22 protein-coding genes and 1 pseudogene are annotated in these 21,153 nt (G+C 60.9%); 13 read left to right on the top strand and 10 right to left on the bottom strand.

What is annotated here, in order from left to right; all coding sequences use genetic code 11:
* The first annotated feature begins 7 nt into the window (after positions 1-7).
* The 4 genes and pseudogenes from pstA to AB7M23_RS05830 all read left to right on the top strand — a co-directional run bounded on the left by pstA (position 8) and on the right by AB7M23_RS05830 (position 4,472).
* Complete coding sequence (pstA, locus tag AB7M23_RS05845; RefSeq protein WP_454240401.1) at positions 8-1,678, top strand: phosphate ABC transporter permease PstA; 1,671 nt, start codon at positions 8-10, stop codon at positions 1,676-1,678.
* An 82-nt stretch (positions 1,679-1,760) separates the two neighbouring features.
* Positions 1,761-2,594, top strand: a complete 834-nt coding sequence (pstB, locus tag AB7M23_RS05840; RefSeq protein ID WP_102052732.1) for a phosphate ABC transporter ATP-binding protein PstB — start codon at positions 1,761-1,763, stop codon at positions 2,592-2,594.
* A gap of 56 nt (positions 2,595-2,650) precedes the next feature.
* A pseudogene (phoU, locus tag AB7M23_RS05835) lies at positions 2,651-3,410 on the top strand (phosphate signaling complex protein PhoU).
* 162 nt (positions 3,411-3,572) lie between these two features.
* Positions 3,573-4,472, top strand: a complete 900-nt coding sequence (locus AB7M23_RS05830; protein ID WP_454240400.1) for a response regulator — start codon at positions 3,573-3,575, stop codon at positions 4,470-4,472.
* Positions 4,473-4,569: 97 nt separating this feature from the next.
* On the opposite strand, the gene AB7M23_RS05825 is transcribed toward AB7M23_RS05830, so the two are convergent.
* The 3 genes from AB7M23_RS05825 to phoB all read right to left on the bottom strand — a co-directional run bounded on the left by AB7M23_RS05825 (position 4,570) and on the right by phoB (position 8,087).
* Positions 4,570-5,910, bottom strand: a complete 1,341-nt coding sequence (locus AB7M23_RS05825; RefSeq protein ID WP_102052731.1) for a hemolysin family protein — start codon at positions 5,908-5,910, stop codon at positions 4,570-4,572.
* A gap of 115 nt (positions 5,911-6,025) precedes the next feature.
* Positions 6,026-7,300: a phosphate regulon sensor histidine kinase PhoR gene (gene phoR / locus AB7M23_RS05820; RefSeq protein ID WP_256588015.1), complete on the bottom strand. Its 1,275-nt coding sequence runs from the start codon at positions 7,298-7,300 to the stop codon at positions 6,026-6,028.
* Positions 7,301-7,397: 97 nt separating this feature from the next.
* A complete protein-coding gene (gene phoB, locus AB7M23_RS05815) occupies positions 7,398-8,087 on the bottom strand; it encodes a phosphate regulon transcriptional regulator PhoB (RefSeq protein WP_028942483.1) in 690 nt (229 codons plus the stop codon).
* A gap of 148 nt (positions 8,088-8,235) precedes the next feature.
* On the opposite strand from phoB, the gene AB7M23_RS05810 reads away from it, so the two are divergent.
* A complete protein-coding gene (locus tag AB7M23_RS05810) occupies positions 8,236-8,610 on the top strand; it encodes a COG4315 family predicted lipoprotein (protein WP_065758129.1) in 375 nt (124 codons plus the stop codon).
* A gap of 32 nt (positions 8,611-8,642) precedes the next feature.
* Here AB7M23_RS05810 and ubiA read toward each other — a convergent pair whose 3' ends face one another.
* Positions 8,643-9,533, bottom strand: a complete 891-nt coding sequence (gene ubiA / locus AB7M23_RS05805) for a 4-hydroxybenzoate octaprenyltransferase (protein ID WP_454240399.1) — start codon at positions 9,531-9,533, stop codon at positions 8,643-8,645.
* A complete protein-coding gene (locus AB7M23_RS05800; RefSeq protein ID WP_454240398.1) occupies positions 9,533-10,096 on the bottom strand; it encodes a chorismate--pyruvate lyase family protein in 564 nt (187 codons plus the stop codon). Before AB7M23_RS05800 ends, ubiA begins: the two co-directional genes overlap by 1 nt.
* Before the next feature lie 157 nt (positions 10,097-10,253).
* On the opposite strand from AB7M23_RS05800, the gene AB7M23_RS05795 reads away from it, so the two are divergent.
* The 8 genes from AB7M23_RS05795 (at position 10,254) to AB7M23_RS05760 (ending at position 15,392) form a co-directional block, all read left to right on the top strand.
* A complete protein-coding gene (locus AB7M23_RS05795; RefSeq protein WP_099776373.1) occupies positions 10,254-10,421 on the top strand; it encodes a rubredoxin in 168 nt (55 codons plus the stop codon).
* 30 nt (positions 10,422-10,451) lie between these two features.
* Positions 10,452-11,600, top strand: a complete 1,149-nt coding sequence (locus tag AB7M23_RS05790; RefSeq protein ID WP_102052727.1) for an NAD(P)/FAD-dependent oxidoreductase — start codon at positions 10,452-10,454, stop codon at positions 11,598-11,600.
* Positions 11,601-11,788: 188 nt separating this feature from the next.
* Positions 11,789-12,064, top strand: coding sequence for an HU family DNA-binding protein (locus tag AB7M23_RS05785; protein WP_065758133.1), 276 nt, complete (start codon positions 11,789-11,791; stop codon positions 12,062-12,064).
* 275 nt (positions 12,065-12,339) lie between these two features.
* The gene (locus AB7M23_RS05780) at positions 12,340-12,561 is read left to right on the top strand and encodes a hypothetical protein (RefSeq protein WP_099776369.1); all 222 of its coding nucleotides are present in this window, start codon (positions 12,340-12,342) and stop codon (positions 12,559-12,561) included.
* Positions 12,562-12,966 (top strand): hypothetical protein, encoded by a 405-nt coding sequence (locus AB7M23_RS05775; protein ID WP_454240397.1) that lies wholly within the window; start codon positions 12,562-12,564, stop codon positions 12,964-12,966.
* Entirely contained in the window at positions 12,963-13,865 is a 903-nt protein-coding gene (locus AB7M23_RS05770) for a hypothetical protein (RefSeq protein ID WP_102052725.1), read from the top strand. The genes AB7M23_RS05775 and AB7M23_RS05770 overlap by 4 nt, the downstream gene beginning before the upstream one ends.
* A 23-nt stretch (positions 13,866-13,888) precedes the next feature.
* A complete protein-coding gene (locus tag AB7M23_RS05765; RefSeq protein ID WP_454240396.1) occupies positions 13,889-14,890 on the top strand; it encodes a sel1 repeat family protein in 1,002 nt (333 codons plus the stop codon).
* A gap of 127 nt (positions 14,891-15,017) precedes the next feature.
* Positions 15,018-15,392: a helicase gene (locus AB7M23_RS05760; RefSeq protein ID WP_065758164.1), complete on the top strand. Its 375-nt coding sequence runs from the start codon at positions 15,018-15,020 to the stop codon at positions 15,390-15,392.
* 23 nt (positions 15,393-15,415) lie between these two features.
* Here the strand turns inward: AB7M23_RS05760 and AB7M23_RS05755 are convergent, their stop codons facing one another.
* The 5 genes from AB7M23_RS05755 to exbD form a co-directional block, all read right to left on the bottom strand.
* Complete coding sequence (locus AB7M23_RS05755) at positions 15,416-16,816, bottom strand: aminoacyl-tRNA deacylase and HDOD domain-containing protein (protein ID WP_102052723.1); 1,401 nt, start codon at positions 16,814-16,816, stop codon at positions 15,416-15,418.
* Positions 16,817-16,894: 78 nt separating this feature from the next.
* Positions 16,895-18,970 carry an ATP-dependent DNA helicase RecG gene (gene recG / locus AB7M23_RS05750; protein WP_330522466.1) on the bottom strand — a complete coding sequence of 692 codons (2,076 nt, stop codon included), beginning with the start codon at positions 18,968-18,970 and terminating at the stop codon, positions 16,895-16,897.
* Between the two features lie 6 nt (positions 18,971-18,976).
* The gene (locus AB7M23_RS05745; protein WP_065758136.1) at positions 18,977-19,897 is read right to left on the bottom strand and encodes a hydrogen peroxide-inducible genes activator; all 921 of its coding nucleotides are present in this window, start codon (positions 19,895-19,897) and stop codon (positions 18,977-18,979) included.
* 93 nt (positions 19,898-19,990) lie between these two features.
* The gene (locus AB7M23_RS05740) at positions 19,991-20,728 is read right to left on the bottom strand and encodes an energy transducer TonB (protein WP_454240395.1); all 738 of its coding nucleotides are present in this window, start codon (positions 20,726-20,728) and stop codon (positions 19,991-19,993) included.
* Entirely contained in the window at positions 20,725-21,150 is a 426-nt protein-coding gene (gene exbD, locus AB7M23_RS05735) for a TonB system transport protein ExbD (protein WP_099776357.1), read from the bottom strand. The genes AB7M23_RS05740 and exbD overlap by 4 nt, the downstream gene beginning before the upstream one ends.
* Positions 21,151-21,153: the final 3 nt, after the last annotated feature.

The raw sequence follows: 21,153 nt of genomic DNA, 5'->3' as shown, positions 1-21,153 counted from the left end.
GAGATCCGTGAAAAAGGATTCCCTCAAAAGCTGGTTCAAGAGCGGCGCCCCTGGCGTCTGGATCAGCGGTGGCGCCGTGTCCATCGCGGTAATCATGACGATCGGCCTGTTGTCGGTGATCGCCGTGCGTGGCCTGGGCCACTTCTGGCCTGCTGATTTGATTCAGACCACCTATAACGTGCCGGGCCAAGCCAGTCACATCGTTGTCGGCGAAGTGGTGCAAAAGGAAGAAGTACCCCGTGTACGTCTGAAGGGGGCCGGTTTGCCGGTGCCTGATGAAGGCCCGGAGTTCATGACCCGCGAGCTGATCAAGGTCGGTAACCGCGACCTTAACGGCACGGACTTTACCTGGGTGGTAGGCGAGTGGCTGACCGAGCAAACCACGCCGGTTGATCTGATTGCCCTTGAGCGTCGCGAGTGGGGCAACTTCTACGGTTACCTGGTCAGCGTCAAGGAGGACGGCAAGGTCGTCGCCGAAGGCCAGGCCGCCTGGAATGAACTGCAGGCACGCCTCAAGCGCGCCGATCAGTTGGCTGGCGAGTTGCAGAAGCTTGAGAAAAAGGACATTGGTGCGATCAACTACGGTCTTGAGCGCCTGCGTCTGCAAGGCCGTAAGCTGGAGCTCGACGGCAAGCTCGATGCTGCTGCGCAGGCGGACATCGAGAGCGAGCGTGCCGAGCTGAACAACCGCTACAAGGCCGTTGAGGACCGCCTCGGCAGCCTGCACCAGGCATTCGCCCGCGACAGCCTGGTGGCTCGCGATGCGAATGGCCGGGAAGTCGAGATCAACCTGAGCAAGGTGGTTCACGCTTACCAGCCAAACGCCATGGGTACCCTGACCAAGCTGGGCGTTTATTTCAGCAAGGTCTGGGAGTTCCTCAGCGACGATCCACGTGAAGCCAACACTGAGGGCGGTATCTTCCCGGCCATCTTCGGTACCGTGATGATGACCCTGATCATGGCCGTGATCGTCACGCCGTTCGGCGTACTGGCGGCGGTGTACCTGCGTGAATATGCACGTCAGGGCCCGGTCACGCGCTTGATCCGTATTGCGGTGAACAACCTGGCGGGTGTTCCGGCGATCGTCTACGGTGTGTTCGGCTTGGGCTTCTTCGTCTACGTGCTGGGTGGCTCGCTCGATCGGCTGTTCTTCCCTGAAGCCCTGCCGGCGCCAACCCTGGGTACTCCAGGCCTGCTGTGGGCCTCGCTGACCCTGGCCCTGCTGGCCGTGCCGGTGGTGATCGTGGCTACCGAAGAAGGTCTGGCGCGTATCCCGCGTACCGTGCGTGAGGGCTCGTTGGCCCTCGGTGCGACCAAGGCCGAAACGCTGTGGAAGATCGTTCTGCCAATGGCCAGCCCGGCGATGATGACCGGCATGATCCTGGCCGTAGCGCGTGCCGCGGGTGAGGTGGCGCCGCTGATGCTGGTAGGTGTGGTGAAACTGGCGCCGTCGTTGCCAGTGGACGGTAACTACCCGTACCTGCACCTGGACCAGAAGATCATGCACCTGGGCTTCCACATCTATGACGTGGGCTTCCAGAGCCCGAACGTCGAGGCCGCGCGGCCGCTGGTGTACGCCACCGCCCTGTTGCTGGTGCTGGTGATCGCCACCCTCAACCTCTCGGCGGTGTGGATCCGTAACCACCTGCGCGAGAAGTACAAGGCGCTGGACAGCTGATCGGCAGCCCTCTGAATTGCAAGTGCCGCCCGGTCGCCGGGCGGTTCGATGAAACGAAATTGATAGCGTATGGAGTCTAACCATGCAGCATGAATCCCACGCCCACGGCATCGATATGTCGGCCCTGGGTCGCGACAAGCAGAGCCTGCGCCTGGCGGAAGAAACCGTGGCCATCGAAGTGCCGGGTTTGAGCCTGTACTACGGCGAGAAGCAGGCACTGTTTGACGTCAGCATGAATATTCCCAAGCAGCGCGTTACTGCCTTCATCGGCCCATCCGGTTGCGGCAAGTCGACCCTGCTGCGAACCTTCAACCGGATGAACGATCTGGTCGACGGTTGCCGTGTCGAAGGTGCGATCAACCTGTATGGCAACAACATCTACCGCAAGGGCGAGGATGTCGCCGAGCTGCGTCGTCGCGTCGGCATGGTGTTCCAGAAGCCGAACCCGTTCCCCAAGACTATCTATGAGAACGTGGTCTACGGCCTGCGTATTCAGGGTATCAACAAGAAGCGTATGCTCGACGAAGCCGTTGAGTGGGCGCTCAAGGGCGCGGCGCTGTGGGATGAGGTCAAGGATCGCCTGCATGAGTCGGCACTGGGTTTGTCCGGTGGTCAGCAGCAGCGTCTGGTGATTGCCCGTACCATCGCCGTTGAGCCGGAAGTCTTGCTGCTCGACGAACCGTGTTCGGCACTCGACCCGATCTCCACGCTGAAGGTCGAAGAGCTGATCTACGAACTGAAATCCAAGTACACCATCGTCATCGTCACCCACAACATGCAACAGGCTGCACGGGTATCGGACTACACCGCGTTCATGTACATGGGCAAACTGGTCGAGTTTGGTGATACCGACACCCTGTTCACCAACCCGGCGAAGAAACAGACCGAAGACTACATCACCGGTCGCTATGGCTAGGGCTCAGCGCCTGAACGCCGCCTGACCGTATTCACCGGATGCCCCAAGGATTCTCCATGATCGATAAAGACAGCCTTACCCATCACATCTCCCAGCAGTTCAACGCCGAGCTTGAAGAAGTGCGCAGCCACCTCCTGGCGATGGGTGGCCTGGTCGAGAAACAGGTCAACGACGCGGTGACCGCGCTGATCGAGGCCGACTCGGGTCTTGCCCAGCAGGTGCGTGAGGTGGACGAGCAGATCAACCAGATGGAACGCAACATCGACGAAGAGTGTGTACGCATTCTGGCCCGTCGACAGCCAGCTGCCTCCGACTTGCGTTTGATCATCAGCATTTCCAAGTCGGTGATCGACCTGGAGCGCATTGGTGACGAATCGACCAAGATCGCCCGTCGTGCCATCCAGCTGTGCGAAGAGGGCGAGTCGCCACGCGGTTATGTCGAAGTACGTCACATTGGCGACCAGGTGCGTAACATGGTTCGTGATGCGCTGGACGCTTTCGCCCGCTTCGACGCCGACCTGGCGTTGTCGGGTGGCCCAGTACGACAAAACCATCGACCGTGAGTACAAAACGGCGCTGCGCGAGCTGGTGACCTACATGATGGAAGACCCGCGTTCTATTTCGCGGGTATTGAGCGTGATCTGGGCGTTGCGCTCGCTCGAGCGTATCGGTGACCACGCACGCAACATCGCCGAGCTGGTGATTTATCTGGTGCGCGGCACCGACGTTCGCCATCTGGGCTTGGCAAGGATGAAAGAAGAGGTTCAGGGCGGCGCCGAAAAGGCTAATGTTCCCGGCAAATCGGACGATAAGTAAGACTGCCCCGAGAATGAACGCCCGGCCTTGGCCGGGCGTTTTCGTTTGCGGTCGAGCAAGTGAGGTGGCACCCCGCGAACGCAAGAGAGTCCCGGCGTGACCCGTTTTTGGCAGATGGCCATCAGTCAGCGTTATGCTAGCCGGGGTTGAAAAGGAGTGGCGATGAGTAAAGTCAGTGTTTTGGTGGTGGATGATGCGCCCTTCATCCGCGATCTGGTAAAGAAATGCCTGCGCAATGCCTTCCCCGGCATCGTGACCGAAGATGCGGTCAACGGTCGCAAGGCTCAGGCAATCTTGTCCCGTGAGGCCTTTGACCTGGTGCTGTGCGACTGGGAAATGCCGGAAATGTCGGGTATTGAGCTGCTGACCTGGTGTCGCCAGCAGGAGTCGATGAAGGCGTTGCCCTTCATCATGGTGACCAGCCGTGGCGATAAAGAAAACGTTGTCCAGGCTATCCAGGCTGGCGTTTCGGACTTTATCGGCAAGCCGTTCACGAACGAGCAGTTGCTGACCAAGGTCAAGAAAGCCTTGTCCAAGGTGGGCAAGCTCGACGCACTGCTGTCCAGCGCGCCGACCCGCGCCAACTCCGCGTTTGCCAATGATTCGTTGAGCGCTTTGACCGGCGGCAAGGCCGAAACCGTCAAGCCGACGGCTGCACCCGCGGTTGCCCCAGCCAAGCCGCTGATCAATGCACCCACGCCACAGGCCAAGGCGGCAGCTCCGGTCGGTCGTGGTCAAGGCCAACTGCGCTTGCCAAGTGGTACTCAGCCCTGTGTGATCAAGGCCCTGAGCCTCAAGGAAGCCCTGATTGTGGTGCGCCGCAGTGAGACACTGCCGCAAGTGCTGGAAGGCGCGGTGCTCGACCTGGAGCAGGGCGAAAGTGCTGAAACCGCACGCTTGAACGGCTACCTGCATGCGGTAGCGGCCTTGGAGCCAAGGCCGGACAGCGACTGGTTGCAGATTACGTTCCGTTTCGTCGACCAGGACGCGCAGAAGCTCGACTACGTTTCGCGGCTGATTGCCCGGGGTACGGCGCAGAAGCACTTCACCCCCGGCGCCTGATCCGCCTCGTCGACGCCTGTAGGGCCTGCTGCATGCCCTACAGGTCAGTTTTACCAGGCCATCCTGCGGGTTACCCTGCCGGTAACCCGTAGTGCGGTCAGTCGAGCTTGAGAACCTTGGCCAGCACGATCTTCGGCCCTTTCATCTTTTTGATGATGATTCGCAGGCCTTCGACTTCCAGCACTTCTTCCTCTTCCGGTACCCGCTTGAGGGTCTCATAGACCAACCCGGCGAGCGTTTCGGCTTCGATGTGGTCCAGGTCAACGCCAAGCAGGCGTTCAACCTTGAACAACGGCGTATCGCCCCGCACCAGCAGTTTGCCCGGTTGGTAGGCGAGAATGCCGCGTTCGGCCTTGCGGTGCTCGTCCTGAATATCGCCGACCAGCACTTCCAGTACGTCTTCCATGGTCAGGTAGCCGATGACCTTGCCGTCGGCTTCCTCGACCAGGGCGAAGTGCGCGCCGCCCTGGCGGAACTGCTCCAGCAGTTGCGACAGCGGCATATGCCGGGAAACGCGCTCCAGTGGTCGGGTCAGCTCGGCCAGGTTGAAGGACTCCGGAATATGATCCAGGTCGGCCAGTTCCAGCAGCAGGTCCTTGATATGCAGCAGGCCGATAAATTCACCACGCTCCGCGTCATAGACCGGGTAGCGGCTGAACTTGTGTCGGCGGAACATCGCCAGGATGTCCTTGAGGGGGGCGTTGGCTTCCAGGCTGACCATGTCTTCCCGGGAGTTTGCCCAGTCGACGACTTCCAGCTCACCCATCTCCACTGCCGAGGCCAATACGCGCATGCCTTGGTCGCTTGGGTCTTGCCCACGGCTTGAGTGCAGGATCAGCTTGAGTTCTTCTCGGCTGTAGTGGTGCTCATGGTGTGGCCCAGGCTCGCCTTGGCCAGCGATCCGCAGGATGGCGTTGGCACTGGCGTTGAGCAGGTAGATCGCCGGGTACATCGTCCAGTAGAACAGGTACAGCGGCACGGCTGTCCACAGCGACAACAGCTCAGGCTTGCGAATGGCCCAGGATTTTGGCGCCAGCTCACCGACCACGATGTGCAGGTAGGAAATGACAAAGAAGGCGCTGAAGAACGAGACCGCCTTGATCACTTCTGGCGACTGTACGCCAACGGCGCCCAGCAGGGGTTCGAGCAGGTGAGCGAAAGCCGGCTCACCGACCCAGCCCAGGCCTAGCGAGGCGAGGGTGATGCCGAGTTGGCAGGCCGACAGGTAGGCGTCCAGCTGGCTGTGTACGGTGCGTAGGATGTGCCCGCGCCAGCCATTCTTATCGGCGATGGCCTCGACCCGGGTCGAGCGCAGCTTGACCATGGCGAACTCGGCGGCAACGAAGAAGCCGTTGAGCAGAACCAGTAGCAGCGCGAAGAGAATCATGCCGAAATCGGCGAAAAGTGAAGCGAGGCTAAAACCAGCGGAAGGGTCCATGATGGATTTTTAAGGGGTCCGTCTTTTGAAGAAATAGAGAGATGCTGCGCCGACTTCTGTCGGCGCAAGTGGGCCAATGTAGCGGCTGAAGGCGCAAATGCCTAGTGGCGCGCGTTCAGGAGGCGTTTCGCAGGGCCAGTTGTGTGGCCGCAAAATGGCAGGTAAAGGTGCTGCCGTGGCCCAGGACGCTGCTGATCTCCAGGCGACCACGATGGCGCAGCAGCACATGCTTGACGATTGCCAGGCCCAGGCCGGTGCCGCCGGTATTGGAGGCACGGCTGGAGTCGACCCGGTAGAAGCGCTCAGTCAGGCGCGGCAGATGCTTGGGGTCGATGCCGATCCCGGAGTCCTGCACGCTCAGGTGCGCACCCTGGCTATCGCTCCACCAGCGGATGCGGATCTGGCCGCCATCCGGGGTGTATTTCACGGCGTTGAAGATCAGGTTGGAAAAGGCGCTGCGCAGTTCTGCTTCGCTGCCTTTGAGGTACACGTCGCCTTCGGTTTCCAGCGTGATGTTCTGGTTGCGTTGCCCGGACAAGGCTTTGGCGTCACCTTTGATCGACTGCAGCAGGGCATTGATCGCCACCGGCTGGTTGTCCGAGGGGTAGTCGGTGGCTTCCAGCTTGGCGAGCAGCAGCAGGTCGTTGAGCAGGGTTTGCATCCGCCCACCTTGCTGCTGCATCTGTTGCAGCGCCCGTACCCAGCGCGGGTTGACGTCTTCGACGTTGTCCAGCAGGGTTTCCAGATAACCGGCGATTACCGTCAGCGGCGTGCGCAGTTCGTGGGACACGTTGGCGACGAAGTCCTTGCGCATCTGTTCAAGCTGATGAATGCGTGTGACATCGCGCACGAGCATCAAATGCTCGTTGTTGCCGTAGCGGGTGATGTGCAGTTGCACGCGCAGGCGGTCATTGATCGGCGAGGGTATTTCCAAGGGTTCAAGGTAGTTCTCCTGTTCGAAGTACTCCTTGAAGCGAGGATGGCGAACCAGGTTGGTGACCGGTTGGCCGCTGTCCTGTGGGGTCTTGAGGCCCAGCAGGGTTTCTGCGGCACGGTTCCACCACTCCAGGTTACCGTCGCTGTCGAGCATGATCACCGCATCCTTCAGTGCGGCGGTCGACTCCTGAACGCGGTCGATGACCGCTTGCAGGCGTCCGCGAACGCGCTGATCGCGACGTTGCAGGTGATAGATGCTATCGAAAACCTCGCCCCACAGGCCGTAGCCATCGGGCGGCGCTTCGTCGACCTGATGCAGCCGCAGCCATTCGTGCAGGCGCAGGAGTTGCTTTAAGGTCCAGCCCAGATAGAGCCCCAGGCCCAGCGCCAGGCTCCATCCATAATAGCCGCTGACAAGGCCTGCCAGCAGGCAGACCGTGATCAACAGCAACATGTGGCGAATCAGTGTGCCATGCCAGTTCTGGTTCAATTAGCGGAACATCCTTTCCAGAGGCAGCTGCGCGCTGCAAGCCGATGCGCGCGTCGACGCTTCAGCTTTTAGTCGAAAAACGGTAGCCGGTGCCACGAACGGTTTGTACCAGATTCTCGTAGGCTTCACCCAGCGCTTTGCGCAGGCGACGAATATGCACATCGACGGTGCGCTCTTCAACGTAGACGTTTCCGCCCCAGACCTGATCAAGCAGCTGACCACGGGTGTAGGCGCGCTCCTGGTGGGTCATGAAGAACTGCAGCAAGCGGTATTCGGTCGGGCCCATTTCGGCAGGTTTGCCATCGATGGTTACGCGGTGGCTGATCGGATCGAGCAGCAACCCACCCACTTCGATGGGCGCTTCGCCGTCACTTGGGCCGGCGCGGCGCAACACGGCTTTGAGGCGTGCCACCAGCTCTCGTGGCGAGAACGGCTTGGTGATGTAGTCGTCAGCGCCGACTTCCAACCCCTGGATCTTGTTGTCTTCCTCACCCTTGGCGGTGAGCATGATGATCGGGATGTCGCCGGTCAGTTCATCGCGCTTCAAGCGTCGGGCCAGTTCGATGCCCGAGGTGCCAGGCAGCATCCAGTCGAGCAGGATCAGGTCGGGCTTGCGGTCGACGATGATGGCATGCGCCTGCTGCGAATTTTCTGCTTCCAGGCAGTCATAGCCGGCCATTTCCAATGCAACGGCGATCATCTCGCGAATCGGCGCTTCGTCGTCGACGATTAGAATGTTTCTGCCAACCATGCTTTAACCTCTTACCATTCAGGTGTCTTGGCCCGCATTAGATAACGGAATTATTGCAGTCGTGTGACAGGTCGTGGGCGCTTGCAGCAACATTCTGTTACTGGGCTAGGCTTAAAGGTCTCACTCCCGAGAACAGAAGGTGGATCCAATGACACGACATACGCTGAACTGGATGGCGCTTTTCACGGTAGCAGCACTGGCCTTGCCGGGGGTGGCCTTGGCCGAATATGCCATGGAAAAGGATGGCATGCTTGTCGATGCACATGGCATGACCCTCTATACCTTTGACAAGGATATGGGGGGCAAGTCGATGTGCAGTGGTGAGTGTGCCAAGAACTGGCCGCCGCTGATGGTCAAGGCCGGCGAGAAAGCCGAGGGTGAATGGACGCAGATCAAGCGTGATGACGGTACGATGCAGTGGGCCTACGATGGCAAGCCGGTGTACACCTTTATCAATGACAAGAAAGCCGGCGATATGTTTGGCGACGGTATGAAGGACGTCTGGCACGTAGCCAAACCCTGAGCGCCGCCCAAATGCTGACCGCCCGAGGGCGGTCAGCGTAGTGCGTAGTCGAGCACGATACCGATAAACACCAACAGGCCGGCCCAGTGGTTGTGCAGGAAGGCCTTGAAGCATGACTCGCGATCCAGTTTGCGGGTCGACCAGTATTCCCAGGCAAAGCACAGTGCCGCGGCCACCAGCCCCAGGTGGAACCAGCCGCCGAGGCCGAAACGATTGCCGGCCATCAGCAGGCAGGCCAGTGACAACCCCTGAAGCGTCACAATGATGAACCGATCGGCTTCGCCGAACAGGATGGCGGTGGACTTGACCCCGATTTTCAGGTCGTCATCACGGTCAACCATGGCGTAGTAGGTGTCGTAGCCTACGGTCCAGAGCAGGTTGGCAATGTACAGAAGCCAGGCAATGGCCGGCAGTTCACCGGTCTCAGCGGTGAAGGCCATGGGAATGCCCCATGAATAGGCCGCACCCAGAACCACCTGTGGGTAGTAGGTATAGCGTTTCATGAACGGGTAGCAGGATGCCAGCGCCACTGCGCCGAACGACAGCCAGACCGTGGTGGCATTGGTGCACAGCACCAGTGCGAAGCTCACGCCTACCAGCAGGGCGAACAACGCCAGGGCTTCGCGGCCGCTGATCTTGCCGCTGGCCAATGGCCGTTCGGCGGTGCGTTTGACATGGCCATCGACCTTGCGGTCGGCGAAGTCGTTGATCGCACAGCCTGCTGCCCGCATCAGGACGACCCCGAGGGTGAAAATCAGCACGTTGGCCAGCGATGGCGAGCCCTTGCCGGCGATCCATATGGCAGACAAGGTCGGCCAGAGCAGCAGGTAGATGCCGATTGGCTTGTCCATCCGGCTCAGTTGGATGAAGTCCCAGGCACGGGGGTGCAGGCGATTGAGGGACTTGAGCAGGCTCAGGTACATCAGCAGTCCTCCTGACGGATATTCGCGGCGTGCCACAGTGCCGGTAGAAAAGTTTCAGCAACCAAAACGCTCAACGCGCCACGGTCGAAGCGTGAACGCCTTGCCCATAGCTGATCGCAGGCAACATCCGGCGGTAGCCAGGCCGAAGGGTAGCGGCATATTTCAATGGCCTGGCGGGTAAACCCGCGATCACAGAACAACAGTTCGCCGAGCGACCGACTGCCAAGGCTCTCCAGGTCCAGCCCATCCTCTTCCAGTGCACTGCGGGCCGCCACGCTGCGGGCGAACACCCAGGGCTGGTCTTGCCCGAGCAAGTACACTTCGCGTACCCAGCCTTCGCTGCCAGGTGCCAGCCCGAGTGCCTGGCACTCATCGTCGCGGAGCGTCTGCCAGCCTTCGCAAAGGGGTGTCACGCAGAATTGATCGGCGGATAATTGAGTCAGTCGACGGGTCAGGGAACCTTGGTCGAACAACCAGTCGAGGGTTGGCGCGTCGACAGAGGCGGTCGGCAGCGGCTGTGGCTGCCAGTACGGAGTAGGCGCTAGCGAAGTTTCGTACGGCACGGTAGGTATGCGGTTACAGGCCAGTGAGGTGGCGAGCTTAGCATGATTGCCCGTTCCGGCTTGCATCGTGGCGTCGCCCTCCAGTACAAAGCCTTCCTGATGGTCGCCACCGCACGTTGCAGAGCGACCACGCCAAGCCTGAGTAGGAACCTTAGCAATGAAAAAGTGGCAATGTGTGGTGTGTGGGCTGATTTACGACGAGGCCGAAGGCTGGCCGGATGACGGTATCGAGCCGGGTACCCGCTGGGAAGATGTGCCTGCAGACTGGTTGTGCCCGGACTGCGGCGTGGGCAAGACCGATTTCGAAATGATCGCCATCGGCTGATCGATTTTCTAACGTACAAGGAAGCACTTCATGACGGCTCCAGTGGTGATTGTCGGTACGGGTCTTGCGGGATACAACCTCGCCCGTGAGTTTCGCAAGCTCGACGGCGAGACGCCGTTGCTGCTGATCACCGCTGATGATGGGCGCTCCTATTCCAAGCCCATGCTGTCCACCGGTTTTGCCAAGCAGAAGGATGCTGATGGCCTGAGCATGGCCGAGCCTGGCGCCATGGCTGAACAGCTCAAGGCGGAAGTGCGCACGCACACCCGTATCAGTGGCATCGATCCAGGGCACAAGCGGGTGTGGATTGGCGAAGAGGCCGTGGCCTATCGCGACCTGATCCTGGCCTGGGGCGCGGAAACCGTGCGGGTATCGGTTGACGGCGATGCGAGCGAGGCGATTTTCCCGATCAACGATCTGGAAGACTACGCACGCTTTCGGGCTGCTGCCGCAGGCAAGCAGCGGGTGCTGATTCTCGGTGCCGGCCTTATCGGTTGCGAGTTCGCCAACGACCTGAGCATTGGGGGTTATCAGGTCGAGCTGGTCGCACCGTGCGAACAGGTCATGCCCACCCTGCTGCACCCGGCGGCGGCGCGTGCCGTGCAGGCTGGCCTGGAGGGGTTGGGTGTGCGCTTTCACCTTGGCCCGGTACTGACCCGTCTGCAGCGCGCAGCGGATGGCCTGGAAGCCCACCTGTCCGATGGCCGTGTGATCGCCTGCGACCTGGTGGTATCGGCGGTCGGGTTGCGCCCACGTATTGATCTGGCTGCGGCCGCGGGCCTGGTGGTGAACCGTGGTGTGGTGGTCGACCGTACATTGCGCACCTCGCATGCGAACATCTACGCGCTGGGCGACTGTGCCGAAGTGGATGGGCTCAACCTGCTCTATGTGATGCCATTGATGAGCTGTGCACGTGCCTTGGCCCAGACCCTCGCGGGCACGCTGACAACGGTTAGCTATGGGCCTATGCCGATCACGGTGAAAACACCGGTATGCCCGCTGGTGATTTCACCGCCGCCGCGTGGCAGCGAGGGGCAATGGCAGGTCGAAGGGCAGGGCGCTGACCTCAAGGTGCTGTGCCATGATGCCGATGGGAACCTGTTGGGCTACGCACTGACCGGTACTGCGGTGATGGAAAAACTGGCGCTGAACCGCCAGTTGCCCGCGCTGATGGCGTGAATGCCGGGCGTTTTGTCGGATTTACCTATCCTTTGCCAACACAAAGGTCGCTCAGAGACTGGCGCGGCTTTGGGCGGCGTGCCATCCTCACACCCGTCTGCCGCAGTTTAGAGCCTGCGGCCCCTTGGGCGCTGCTCCCTGGGAGCAGCACGGCATAACAACAAAAAATCCGTCAAAGAGGCTTCACTATGCGTAAACCAGAACTCGCCGCAGCTATTGCTGAAAAGGCTGACCTCACCAAAGAGCAGGCCAATCGCGTGCTCAACGCCGTACTCGAAGAGATCACCAGCGCCCTGCACCGCAAAGACAGTGTGACCCTGGTGGGTTTCGGCACCTTCCTGCAACGCCACCGTGGTGCCCGCACGGGCAAGAACCCGCAAACCGGCGAGCCGGTGAAGATCAAGGCCAGCAATACCGTCGCGTTCAAACCTGGCAAGTTCCTCAAGGACAGCGTCAACCCATGATGCCTCCTGGCAACTGATGCCATGAAAAACGGGTGCCCAGGCGGCGCCCGTTTTTATTTGCCTGCTCCCCGGCTTCTCACTAGCATACGTCGCCTCGGCCGATAGGGTGTATTGGCCGCAACGCGTTTCAGGGAAGAAGCGGCATACGCCTACTGCGTTATATCCCCACAAGACGGCCCGCCTGTGCGGTCGCTGCTTGCTGCGGGCCTGTCTGTATTCCCCCCTGTTCTGCGCTGATTATTTTCCCCTGGCCTTGCCCATGGAGCATTGCGCGGATGTACGTTGATGACGACTACTTCAAGGGCTACCTGGCTGGGTTGGCCGATAGTGACTTGTTCGGTTCACTGGCGATTGCCTGCCTGATCGGCCTGCTGTGTGGCCTGAACCCGCGTTTGTGGCACAGGGCCTGGCTACGGGTGCTGATCCTTGGTTGCCTGGCAACCGTGGTGGCGCTGCACATTGTTGGCACCTATTACATGAACACTCGGGTGGCCTAGATGATTCGCTGGCTAAAGGTAGTGCTCATCTATGGTCTTGCCGGTTTTCTGTTCCTGTTGCTCAACGATTACGGCGTCACGCTTTACAAGCAGCGCTATGGTGGCTTCACCGCCAGAGGGGTGGCAGCGGGCAGCATTGTCTGGTTGGTGTTCTATACCCTGATCGTGTTCAGCACGGTGATTGCCTTGCTCCCTCGCTGGAAACTCAAGGTGTTACTCAACGCCGCGATGGTCGCCCTGATTCTGTACTGGCTGTTGCCGGATCATCCGGTGCGGGCCGGGTTTTTCAGCGGCCTGGCCGGCGGGGTGACGTTACTGGCGATAGGCCTTGAGCAGGTGTTTGCCCGTCGTCGGCCATCGGTTGCCCGGCAAAACGTCGATGTGTCAGGGCAGGTGAATACGTGAAGTCTATTGGCCTAAGCCTGCTATGGGCTCTGTTGCCGCTTCTGGCGCAGGCCGAGACACGGCAGTTTCAACTGACACCCAGCTTCAAGGGCGCCACTCAGGTGCAGTTCGAGCGCCTGGCGAGCGACACAGGCAGGGGGTGGCAAGGTCAGTTGCAAGGCGCCGAGGGGTTTACTGAAGCGCTGCCAGACAAGTGCCTGCCTGAGCAAGGCAACCCAGAGGTTGTCGATGCCTATACGGTCGACAGCACCAAGCCCTACCTGGTGGTGCTCTGCCGGTGGCCGGTTGATCATTCAGGCTTTGACACCTACGCGATCAAGGGCTGGGAGTACCGCGCTTTCGTATACACCTGGATAGCGGATGCACTGGTCAAGGATGAGGCGGCTTCGCAGGTGTTGTCCGGGTATGAGGGCAATATGGCCATCTACTGGATCAACTACCACTGGTACATCAGCCGACCCTTGGCAACGCAGAAGCTCAAAGAGCGGGTGCAAGGCCGTGAGCGGGACTCGCTGAAGCTGGCGCACAGGATTGTCCTTGAGCGCTTGAAGGCCAAGGACACCGAAGCGGTCAGTAGTTACCTGAGCCTCAGGGTCGCGCAGTTGCTGCGTGATGAACCCCTGACGGTAAGTAACGCACCGCTGTACAACGATCTCGGTTATGCCCTTCAAGAGGCGAGTTGGCAGGCGTCGGCGTATGAGCTGTTCAGCAAGGTCGAGCGCGTGGTGCCTGAGCGCGTGGTGTTGAAACTGAACATCGCCGATGCCCTGTGGGGCTTGTACAAGCCAAGCCAGGCAGCGGGTTACTACACCGCCTACATTGCGGCCATGCAGGCCGCTGGCAAGGAACGGCTGATTCCCGCACGCGCTCTGGAGCGCAGTCGCGGCAACACGCGCTAATCAATCAGGACGATTTAGCTCCCATGACACCCGCTACCTTCCTTACTGCATCGTTCCTGGCCATGTTGTGGCTGTGCGCGTTCCCCATCACTGCCGTGGCCGCACCTGCGGTATGTGCGGCCACGGATTTCACAGCGTTTCTCCGGGCCTTTTCCCAAACGATCGACGTGCAGCGCCAGGCCAGTGCCGGGCGCGTTTTCAGCACGACGCTAGAGGTCGTCGGCGACTCCGCACAACCCAGCGTCCGCGTGTTGCAGGGCGATCAGTTGGCGCTGCCGTTGATGTCGGCCATTACCGATACAGGCATGACGGGGGTGGAGGTACAACGGATCGACGCCCGTCATGTTCGGGTAGACGACAAGCGGGCAGGCAACGAGGCGATCAAGGCCTACCTGTTTGAGTACGCAGCGTGTTGGACGCTGGTGGCAATGGAGGACTGGTCGGTAGATGAAAGCCGTTTGGCAGTCAGCGGGATGCCGAACATGAGCCGTGCTGAAGAGATCTGCTACCTCAAGAGCGGAATTTTTCAGGGGCTGGGTGGTGTCGAGCGTTATCCACCGACCACCGAGTTCTTTGAAGCGGCACTGCAGAACAAGCTCTGCGCAGCGGCCTCGGGCAATCCACAGGCCAGCCTGGAGGCGGTCAGCCTCGGCTTTTCCGGCATGGCGCCGGCCCTGAGTGCAGAAGTCAGCGAGAAACTGCTGAGCCGCGCGGCGGAAACCCTGCCGGTGGCCGCCGCGTTGCTGGCACAGTTCTACTGCAATGGCACTGACGATACCCGTGACGGGCCGTGCCTGGACCCGGCGAGGGCCGAGGCAATGTTGATCAAGTCGGTAAAAATGGGTGGCTGGGAGACTTTGCCGATTCTTGCCAACCACTATGAGCAAGGCGACTTGCAAGGACGTGACCTGTCGCGTGCTTTGGCGTGCTACCGACTGGCTCAGGAAAAGGGCGTCGAGAGCGCTGACGCCAGCGTGCAACGCCTGAAAGACCAAGGTGCCGTGGCAGGGGCGGCGTGTTATTGAAACCCACCGTCTTGGCGGCTTTCACGACAAATGCCGGGCGCCTTTGTGAAAAGCTGGAAGGCGTATGGTGTTTTCGCAGCGAGACTATAAACTGCTTCGCCAGTCACTTTTTAGCCGAGGCGTGCACATGAAGTTTCGCTTTCTTCTCTGGGCTCTGGGATTGCTCATGGCCAAGGCCAGTCGCAACAACCCGGCGTTCCAGCAGCAACTGACCGACAAGAACCTGGTGTTTCAACTGCAGACCCTGGACGGCAAGGTCGCTCGGCATTTCATCGTCAAGGACCTGCGCGTCAGCAGCAAGGCCGGTACCCATCCGCAGCCGGCGTTTGCGATAGCCTTCAAGGATGCGGCCTACGGCTTCGCTACGTTGCAGGCCAAGAACAAGCAGTTGGCGTTCATGCAGGGGATTCAGGACAAAAGCATTCAGATCAAGGGTAATCCGGCCCTGGTGGTCTGGTTCCAAGGCCTGACCAAGTTCCTGAAACCGAAAAAGCAGGCCTGACCGCCGAGGGCCAGGCCACGTGGTCAGTTCTGGTTGAACTGTGAGGCCAGCTCGCGCAACAGCGACTCGGCTTCAAGTACCTTGTTGACCACATCCTCGGCTTTGCTGCGGCTCATGCCCAGGCGCTCAAGTAACTCATCCGGGATGCTTTCTTCCGGCCCTGAGCCGATGCCGCGGGCGCGCAGCAGGCGAACGGCCAGGCAAACCAGGTTGGGGAATGCAGCGTGGTCACCGTCGTAATGTGGGTCATGCTGGAAGCGCAGGGCCGTGGCCAGTTCGTCCGGCAAGTCCCAGAAACGCACCAGCCAGGCACCGATCTGTTCGCGGCTGATGCCCAGCAGATGCTTCTCGACATAGCTGTGACACAGGTGCGGGTTGACCTCCAGATGCCGGCAGATCAGCGAGAAATGCGGCGGGAACACATGCGCCAGCAGCAGATAGCCAAAGTTGTGCAGTAGCCCGGCGAGGTAAGTCAGCCCAGCCTCCGGCCGCTCGGCACGAGGCATGGCGCGGGTCAGGCCTTCGATAACGGCTGCGGTGTAGATCGATTGCTGCCAGTACGGTGTGGTCTGTTGTGGGTGATCTTTGGGCAGGCTGAGGGTTTTGCCTAGGGCCAGACCGAGTGCCAGGTTGATCACCAGGTCGAAGCCCAGCACGCGGACGATCGCGTCTTCCACCGAGCGAATCTTGCCCGGTGAAGCGTAGTACGGTGATCCTGCCCAACTGACTACCTGAGCAGCCAATGCCGGATCGGTTTCCACTACGCCGGTGATGTCGTCGATGGTGGCGTTGGGATCGACCCGCAACTTGATGATCTTCTGCGCCGTTTCTGCCAGCGGTGGAATCTCGATGGTCGATTCCAGACGCTGCTGGATGCGCCGTGCGGTGAACGCATGGACAGCCTGGGTGATCTCTTCGCGGTCATCATCCGGGCGGTCGAGGTTGGGCTGAATACTGCTCAGCAGTTCGCCGAAACGCCCGGCACTGGCCTTGCTGAGCATTTTCTTGAACGTGTCACGTTCAACTTCCAGTAGCACGCCGGCTTCACCTGAGTGAATCAGCAGGCTCGGCACGTCCAGCAAGCTCTCTTCGTACAGGCAGGGCGAACTGGTAAGGGCCGGAATGCCCGGCAGAATCTTCAAGCCGTGCTTGGCCAGCATTTGCTCCAGGCGTTTCAACGGCACGGCGGCAAGATCACGCCCGGTCAGTTCGGTAAGGCGCTTGAGGTCCAGTAGCTGGTTCTGCGGAAACAACACCATCAGCGCACCGACTGCATCGTCGAGCAATACAGCCTGCACCCGACGCTCGGGCGGCAGCTGTGGGTGCTCGGTCACTTCACGGTAGGCGATATCCAGTTTGTCGAGCAGCAACCGGATAACAGACGGGGCTTGGGGGGTTGCGGCGTCCAGTGCAACTTCAGTCATGGTCTGTATCCAAATTCTTTACAGTCGCGAGAGTATAACCAGCTTGCACCGTGAGCTGGATCGATTCCGTCGGGCGGATTACACCTGGCCATACTGCTGGCCATGGCGCAGCCAGCGTTCAAGCAGCGGGCTGACATGTGTTGGCCAACGTGCCAATAGTGCCTGCGCCGCATCGCGTACAGCAGGCAGCAGGTCGGCGTCACGCATCAGGTCGGCGACCTTGAACTGCAGCAGGCCGGTCTGACGGGTACCCAGCATCTCGCCAGGACCGCGCAGCTCAAGGTCTTTTTCGGCGATGACGAACCCGTCGTTGGTTTCCCGCATGATTCCCAGGCGTTCGCGGCCGATCTGCGACAACGGCGGATGGTAGAGCAGCACACAGTGGCTGACGGCACTGCCACGGCCCACACGCCCGCGCAACTGATGCAATTGGGCCAGACCAAGGCGTTCGGGGTTTTCGATGATCATCAGGCTGGCGTTGGGGACGTCTACGCCGACTTCGATGACCGTCGTCGCCACCAGCAGTTGCAGACGGCCTTCCTTGAATTCGGCCATGACGGCGGCCTTCTCCGCAGGTTTCATGCGCCCGTGAATCAGGCCGACGCGCAATTCGCCCAAGGCGCTGCTGAGTTCTTCAAAGGTGGTTTCGGCGGCCTGGCAGGTCAGCTCCTCGGATTCTTCGATCAGGGTGCAGACCCAGTAGGCTTGACGGCCTTCAGCGCAGGCGGCGCGCACGCGCTCGACCACTTCAAGGCGGCGGCTGTCGACCACCAGTACGGTGTTGACCGGGGTACGCCCAGGCGGCAGCTCGTCGAGGATCGAGGTGTCCAGGTCGGCATACGCGCTCATGGCCAGGGTGCGTGGAATGGGTGTTGCGGTCATGATCAATTGATGGGGGCAGAGCCGGCCACCCACGCCTTTCTGGCGCAACGCCAAGCGCTGCTGGACACCGAAGCGATGCTGTTCGTCGATGATCACCAGCGCCAGGTTGTGGAACTTTACTTCGTCCTGGAACAGGGCATGGGTACCGACCACCATCGGTGCGCCGCCCGCGATCTGCTCCAGGGCCGAAACACGTGCCTTGCCTTTGAGCTTGCCCGCCAGCCAGGCGACTTCGATGCCCAGCGGCTCCAGCCAGCGCTTGAAGGTAATGAAGTGCTGCTCGGCCAGAATCTCGGTCGGCGCCATCAGTGCCACTTGGTAGCCGGCCTCCAAGGCCTGCAGGGCGGCGAGTGCAGCAACAACGGTCTTGCCAGCGCCGACGTCCCCCTGGACAAGCCGCAGCATGGGTTCGGGTTGGCTCAGGTCGTAGGCAATCTCGTTGCCGACCCGCTGTTGGGCGCCGGTGGGAGCAAAGCCCAGGTTGGCCAGGTATTGCTGTGGCAGCCGGCTGGCCTTGGGCAGCGCGGGAGCCCGTTGGGCCCTGAGGCTTTCGCGCAGGCGCTGCTGGGATAGCTGATGGGTCAACAGCTCTTCAAAGGCCAGGCGGTGCTGAGCCCAGTGCTGGCCCAGGGCGAGCTCGTCGACGTCGGCATCGGCGGGAGGGTGATGCAGGTAGCGGATCGCATCGTCCAGCGGTGCCAGTTGGTAGTCGCGGGCCAGCTCCTCAGGCAACCAGTCGGGCAGGCTGCGCGGGCCAAGCATCGCGAGGCTCTGTTGGCAGAGCTGGCGCAGACGCTGTTGGGTCAGGCCTTCGGTGGTGGGGTAGATCGGTGTCAGGGTCTGTTCCACTGGTGCAGGTTCATCGCCTGTAAGGGCGCGGTATTCCGGGTGGTAGATCTCCAGCCCCGATGCGCCCGGACGGGCCTCGCCGTAGCAGCGCAGGTGCGTTCCGCGCTTGAGGCCTTCCTTCTGCGCATTGCTGAAATGATAGAAGCGCAGGCTCAGCACGCCACTGCCGTCGCCCAGACGCACCAGCAGGCTGCGGCGTTTGCCCATGACCACGTCGGCACCACTGACCACCCCTTCGATCACGGCATCCTGGCCGGGGCGCAAGGCCCCGATCGGGACGACCCGGGTGCGATCCTGATAGCGCAGCGGCAGGTGGAAGAGCACATCCTGAAGGTTTTCCAGACCGACCTTGGCGAGCTTTTCCGCCATGGCTTCGCCTACGCCCTTCAGCGCAGTGACCGATACCTTGGACAACTCGGTCATGGCTGCTTACTGGCTGACGGGTGGCTTGGCCACCGAGCACAGGCGGATCGAGTCGGCGAGGATCTCGATAGCCTTTGGCCGCGGGAAGCTCGCACGCCAGGCAATGGCCACGGTGCGAAACGGCGCTGGCGGGCTCAACGGGCGAACTTCAATGATGCCGGGTGCATAGTGATGACTGTGGACCGCCGACAGTGGCAGCACCGAGACACCGAGGCCGGAGGCGACCATATGACGGATGGTTTCCAGCGAGCTGGACTCGACCGTGGTGTGCTTGGCCGCATCGCTGCCCTTGTTCAGGGTGGGACAGGCTTCCAGTACCTGGTCTCGGAAGCAGTGACCTTCGCCCAGCAACAGCAGGCTCTTGTCGTTGAGCAGGCTGGCATCGATGGTTTGCTTCTGCGTCCAGGGGTGCTCGCTGGGCATCAGTACGTAGAACGGTTCGTCGTACAGCGGCAGGGTCAGCACATCGGCTTCATTGAACGGCAGGGCAACGATCACCGCATCCAGTTCGCCATTGCGCAGCTTGTCGCGCAGCACGTGAGTGAAGTTTTCTTCAATGTACAACGGCATCTGCGGGGCGACCCGGTGCAGTTGCGGAATCAGGTGCGGAAACAGGTAGGGGCCGACGGTGTAGATGGCGCCGACCTTCAGCGGTGCAGTCAGCTGATTTTTGCCTGCCTGGGCCAGCTCGCGGATGCCTTGAGCCTGCTCCAGTACTTTCTGGGCTTGCGCGACGATGCTTTCACCCACCGGCGTGAGGCGCACGGCGCTCTTGCTGCGCTCGAAAATCAGTACGCCAAGCTCGTCCTCCAGCTTTTTCACGCCCACCGACAGGGTCGGTTGGCTGACATGGCAGCGTTCGGCGGCGTGGCCGAAGTGCTGCTCCTGAGCGAGGGTGACGATGTAGCGTAATTCTGTAAGGGTCATAACGTGCGTCCAAGAAGTTGCGGCCCCAGCATAGCGGCTGCACTCGATAGACGCACGTTATCAGACTTGCCTGTTTATGACAGGATTACCCGTTCAGCGTCTGTCCAGCGAGTAAACGAATGGGGCAACCACTTCGATACTGCCATTGTTGAGAAGCTCTTTTGGCGGCGCGGGTACCGGTTGAGCCTTGCGGATCATGTCCAGCGTCGCACGGTCCAGCGCTGCACTGCCCGAACCAGCGGCCAGGGAGTAGGACAGAATCCTTCCTTCGCCATCGACCACGAAACGTAGCCGGTTGATGCCTTGCAGCCCACGTCGACGCGCGTCTTCCGGGTAGCGCTTGTACTTGCCCAGATGGCGCAACAGGTCGCTTTGCCACGTGGGCAGGGCGTTGCTGTTGCTCGCGATGCTCGGCTTGGGCGCGGCGGATTGCTGCGCGGGCGCGGTGCTCGGCGGTGTATCGACGGCTTTCTCTTCTGCCGGCTTTTGCTCCACAGGCTCCGGCTTTTTCTCCGGTTTCGGTGGTTGTGGCTTCGCCTTTGGCTTGTCCGGTTTTGGTACGGCGATCTTCGGCTTTGGCGCCTCGGCCAGTTTCGGCATTGGCGGGGCTTCGACCGGTGCCGGTTGCTGTGGCGGTGTCACGACCTTGGGCGGAGGCGGTGGTGCCGGCTCCGGCATCGGGGCCATTGCAACCATCATTGCTGCCGGTGGCAGCTCAATGGCCTGAGGCACCGACCAGTTGAGCATCAGCAGGACGGCAACGGCATGCACCGCCAGCACAATCGCCAGGCTACCGCCGTAACGCGTCAGTTTATGCCGCGTCTTGATCATTTCTTGGCTGCCGTCTCAAGTCCGACCAGGCCGACCTTCAGGTAGCCGGCCGCCCGCAGGGCATTCATCACCTCCATCAGGTCTCCGTAGTCGACGCCTTTGTCGGCCTGGAAGAAGATGGTGGTGTCCTTGTCGCCTTTGGTCTTGGCGTCGAGTACAGCGCCGAGTTGCTCACGCTGAACCTGCTCGTCGCCGACATACAGGTTTTGATCGGCCTTCACGCTGAGGAAGACCGGTTTCTCCGGCCGCGGTGCCGGCTTGGCCGTGGAGGCGGGCAAATCGACCTTGATATCGACGGTGGCCAGGGGCGCTGCGACCATGAAGATGATCAGCAGCACCAGCATCACGTCGATGAACGGCGTGACGTTGATTTCGTGGTTTTCGGCGAGATCGTCGCCGCCCTCGTTAAGATGCAGGCCCATCGC

This window comes from Pseudomonas sp. HLS-6 TE3448, assembly GCF_053629555.1.
Note: the sequence above shows the minus strand (reverse complement) of the source record. Positions and strands in the feature narration are given on the sequence as shown.

Coding starts and splice junctions, on each gene's coding strand:
- ubiA (WP_454240399.1), bottom strand. CDS start 9,533: ATGTACCTGAGCCTGCTCAAGTCCCTCAATCGCCTGCACCCCCGTGCC.
- AB7M23_RS05830 (WP_454240400.1), top strand. CDS start 3,573: ATGAGTAAAGTCAGTGTTTTGGTGGTGGATGATGCGCCCTTCATCCGC.
- phoB (WP_028942483.1), bottom strand. CDS start 8,087: ATGGTTGGCAGAAACATTCTAATCGTCGACGACGAAGCGCCGATTCGC.
- AB7M23_RS05795 (WP_099776373.1), top strand. CDS start 10,254: ATGAAAAAGTGGCAATGTGTGGTGTGTGGGCTGATTTACGACGAGGCC.
- AB7M23_RS05765 (WP_454240396.1), top strand. CDS start 13,889: ATGACACCCGCTACCTTCCTTACTGCATCGTTCCTGGCCATGTTGTGG.
- AB7M23_RS05810 (WP_065758129.1), top strand. CDS start 8,236: ATGACACGACATACGCTGAACTGGATGGCGCTTTTCACGGTAGCAGCA.
- AB7M23_RS05745 (WP_065758136.1), bottom strand. CDS start 19,897: ATGACCCTTACAGAATTACGCTACATCGTCACCCTCGCTCAGGAGCAG.
- AB7M23_RS05785 (WP_065758133.1), top strand. CDS start 11,789: ATGCGTAAACCAGAACTCGCCGCAGCTATTGCTGAAAAGGCTGACCTC.
- AB7M23_RS05755 (WP_102052723.1), bottom strand. CDS start 16,816: ATGACTGAAGTTGCACTGGACGCCGCAACCCCCCAAGCCCCGTCTGTT.
- AB7M23_RS05825 (WP_102052731.1), bottom strand. CDS start 5,910: ATGGACCCTTCCGCTGGTTTTAGCCTCGCTTCACTTTTCGCCGATTTC.
- AB7M23_RS05760 (WP_065758164.1), top strand. CDS start 15,018: ATGAAGTTTCGCTTTCTTCTCTGGGCTCTGGGATTGCTCATGGCCAAG.
- recG (WP_330522466.1), bottom strand. CDS start 18,970: ATGACCGAGTTGTCCAAGGTATCGGTCACTGCGCTGAAGGGCGTAGGC.
- phoR (WP_256588015.1), bottom strand. CDS start 7,300: ATGTTGCTGTTGATCACGGTCTGCCTGCTGGCAGGCCTTGTCAGCGGC.
- AB7M23_RS05780 (WP_099776369.1), top strand. CDS start 12,340: ATGTACGTTGATGACGACTACTTCAAGGGCTACCTGGCTGGGTTGGCC.
- exbD (WP_099776357.1), bottom strand. CDS start 21,150: ATGGGCCTGCATCTTAACGAGGGCGGCGACGATCTCGCCGAAAACCAC.
- AB7M23_RS05790 (WP_102052727.1), top strand. CDS start 10,452: ATGACGGCTCCAGTGGTGATTGTCGGTACGGGTCTTGCGGGATACAAC.
- AB7M23_RS05775 (WP_454240397.1), top strand. CDS start 12,562: ATGATTCGCTGGCTAAAGGTAGTGCTCATCTATGGTCTTGCCGGTTTT.
- AB7M23_RS05740 (WP_454240395.1), bottom strand. CDS start 20,728: ATGATCAAGACGCGGCATAAACTGACGCGTTACGGCGGTAGCCTGGCG.
- pstB (WP_102052732.1), top strand. CDS start 1,761: ATGCAGCATGAATCCCACGCCCACGGCATCGATATGTCGGCCCTGGGT.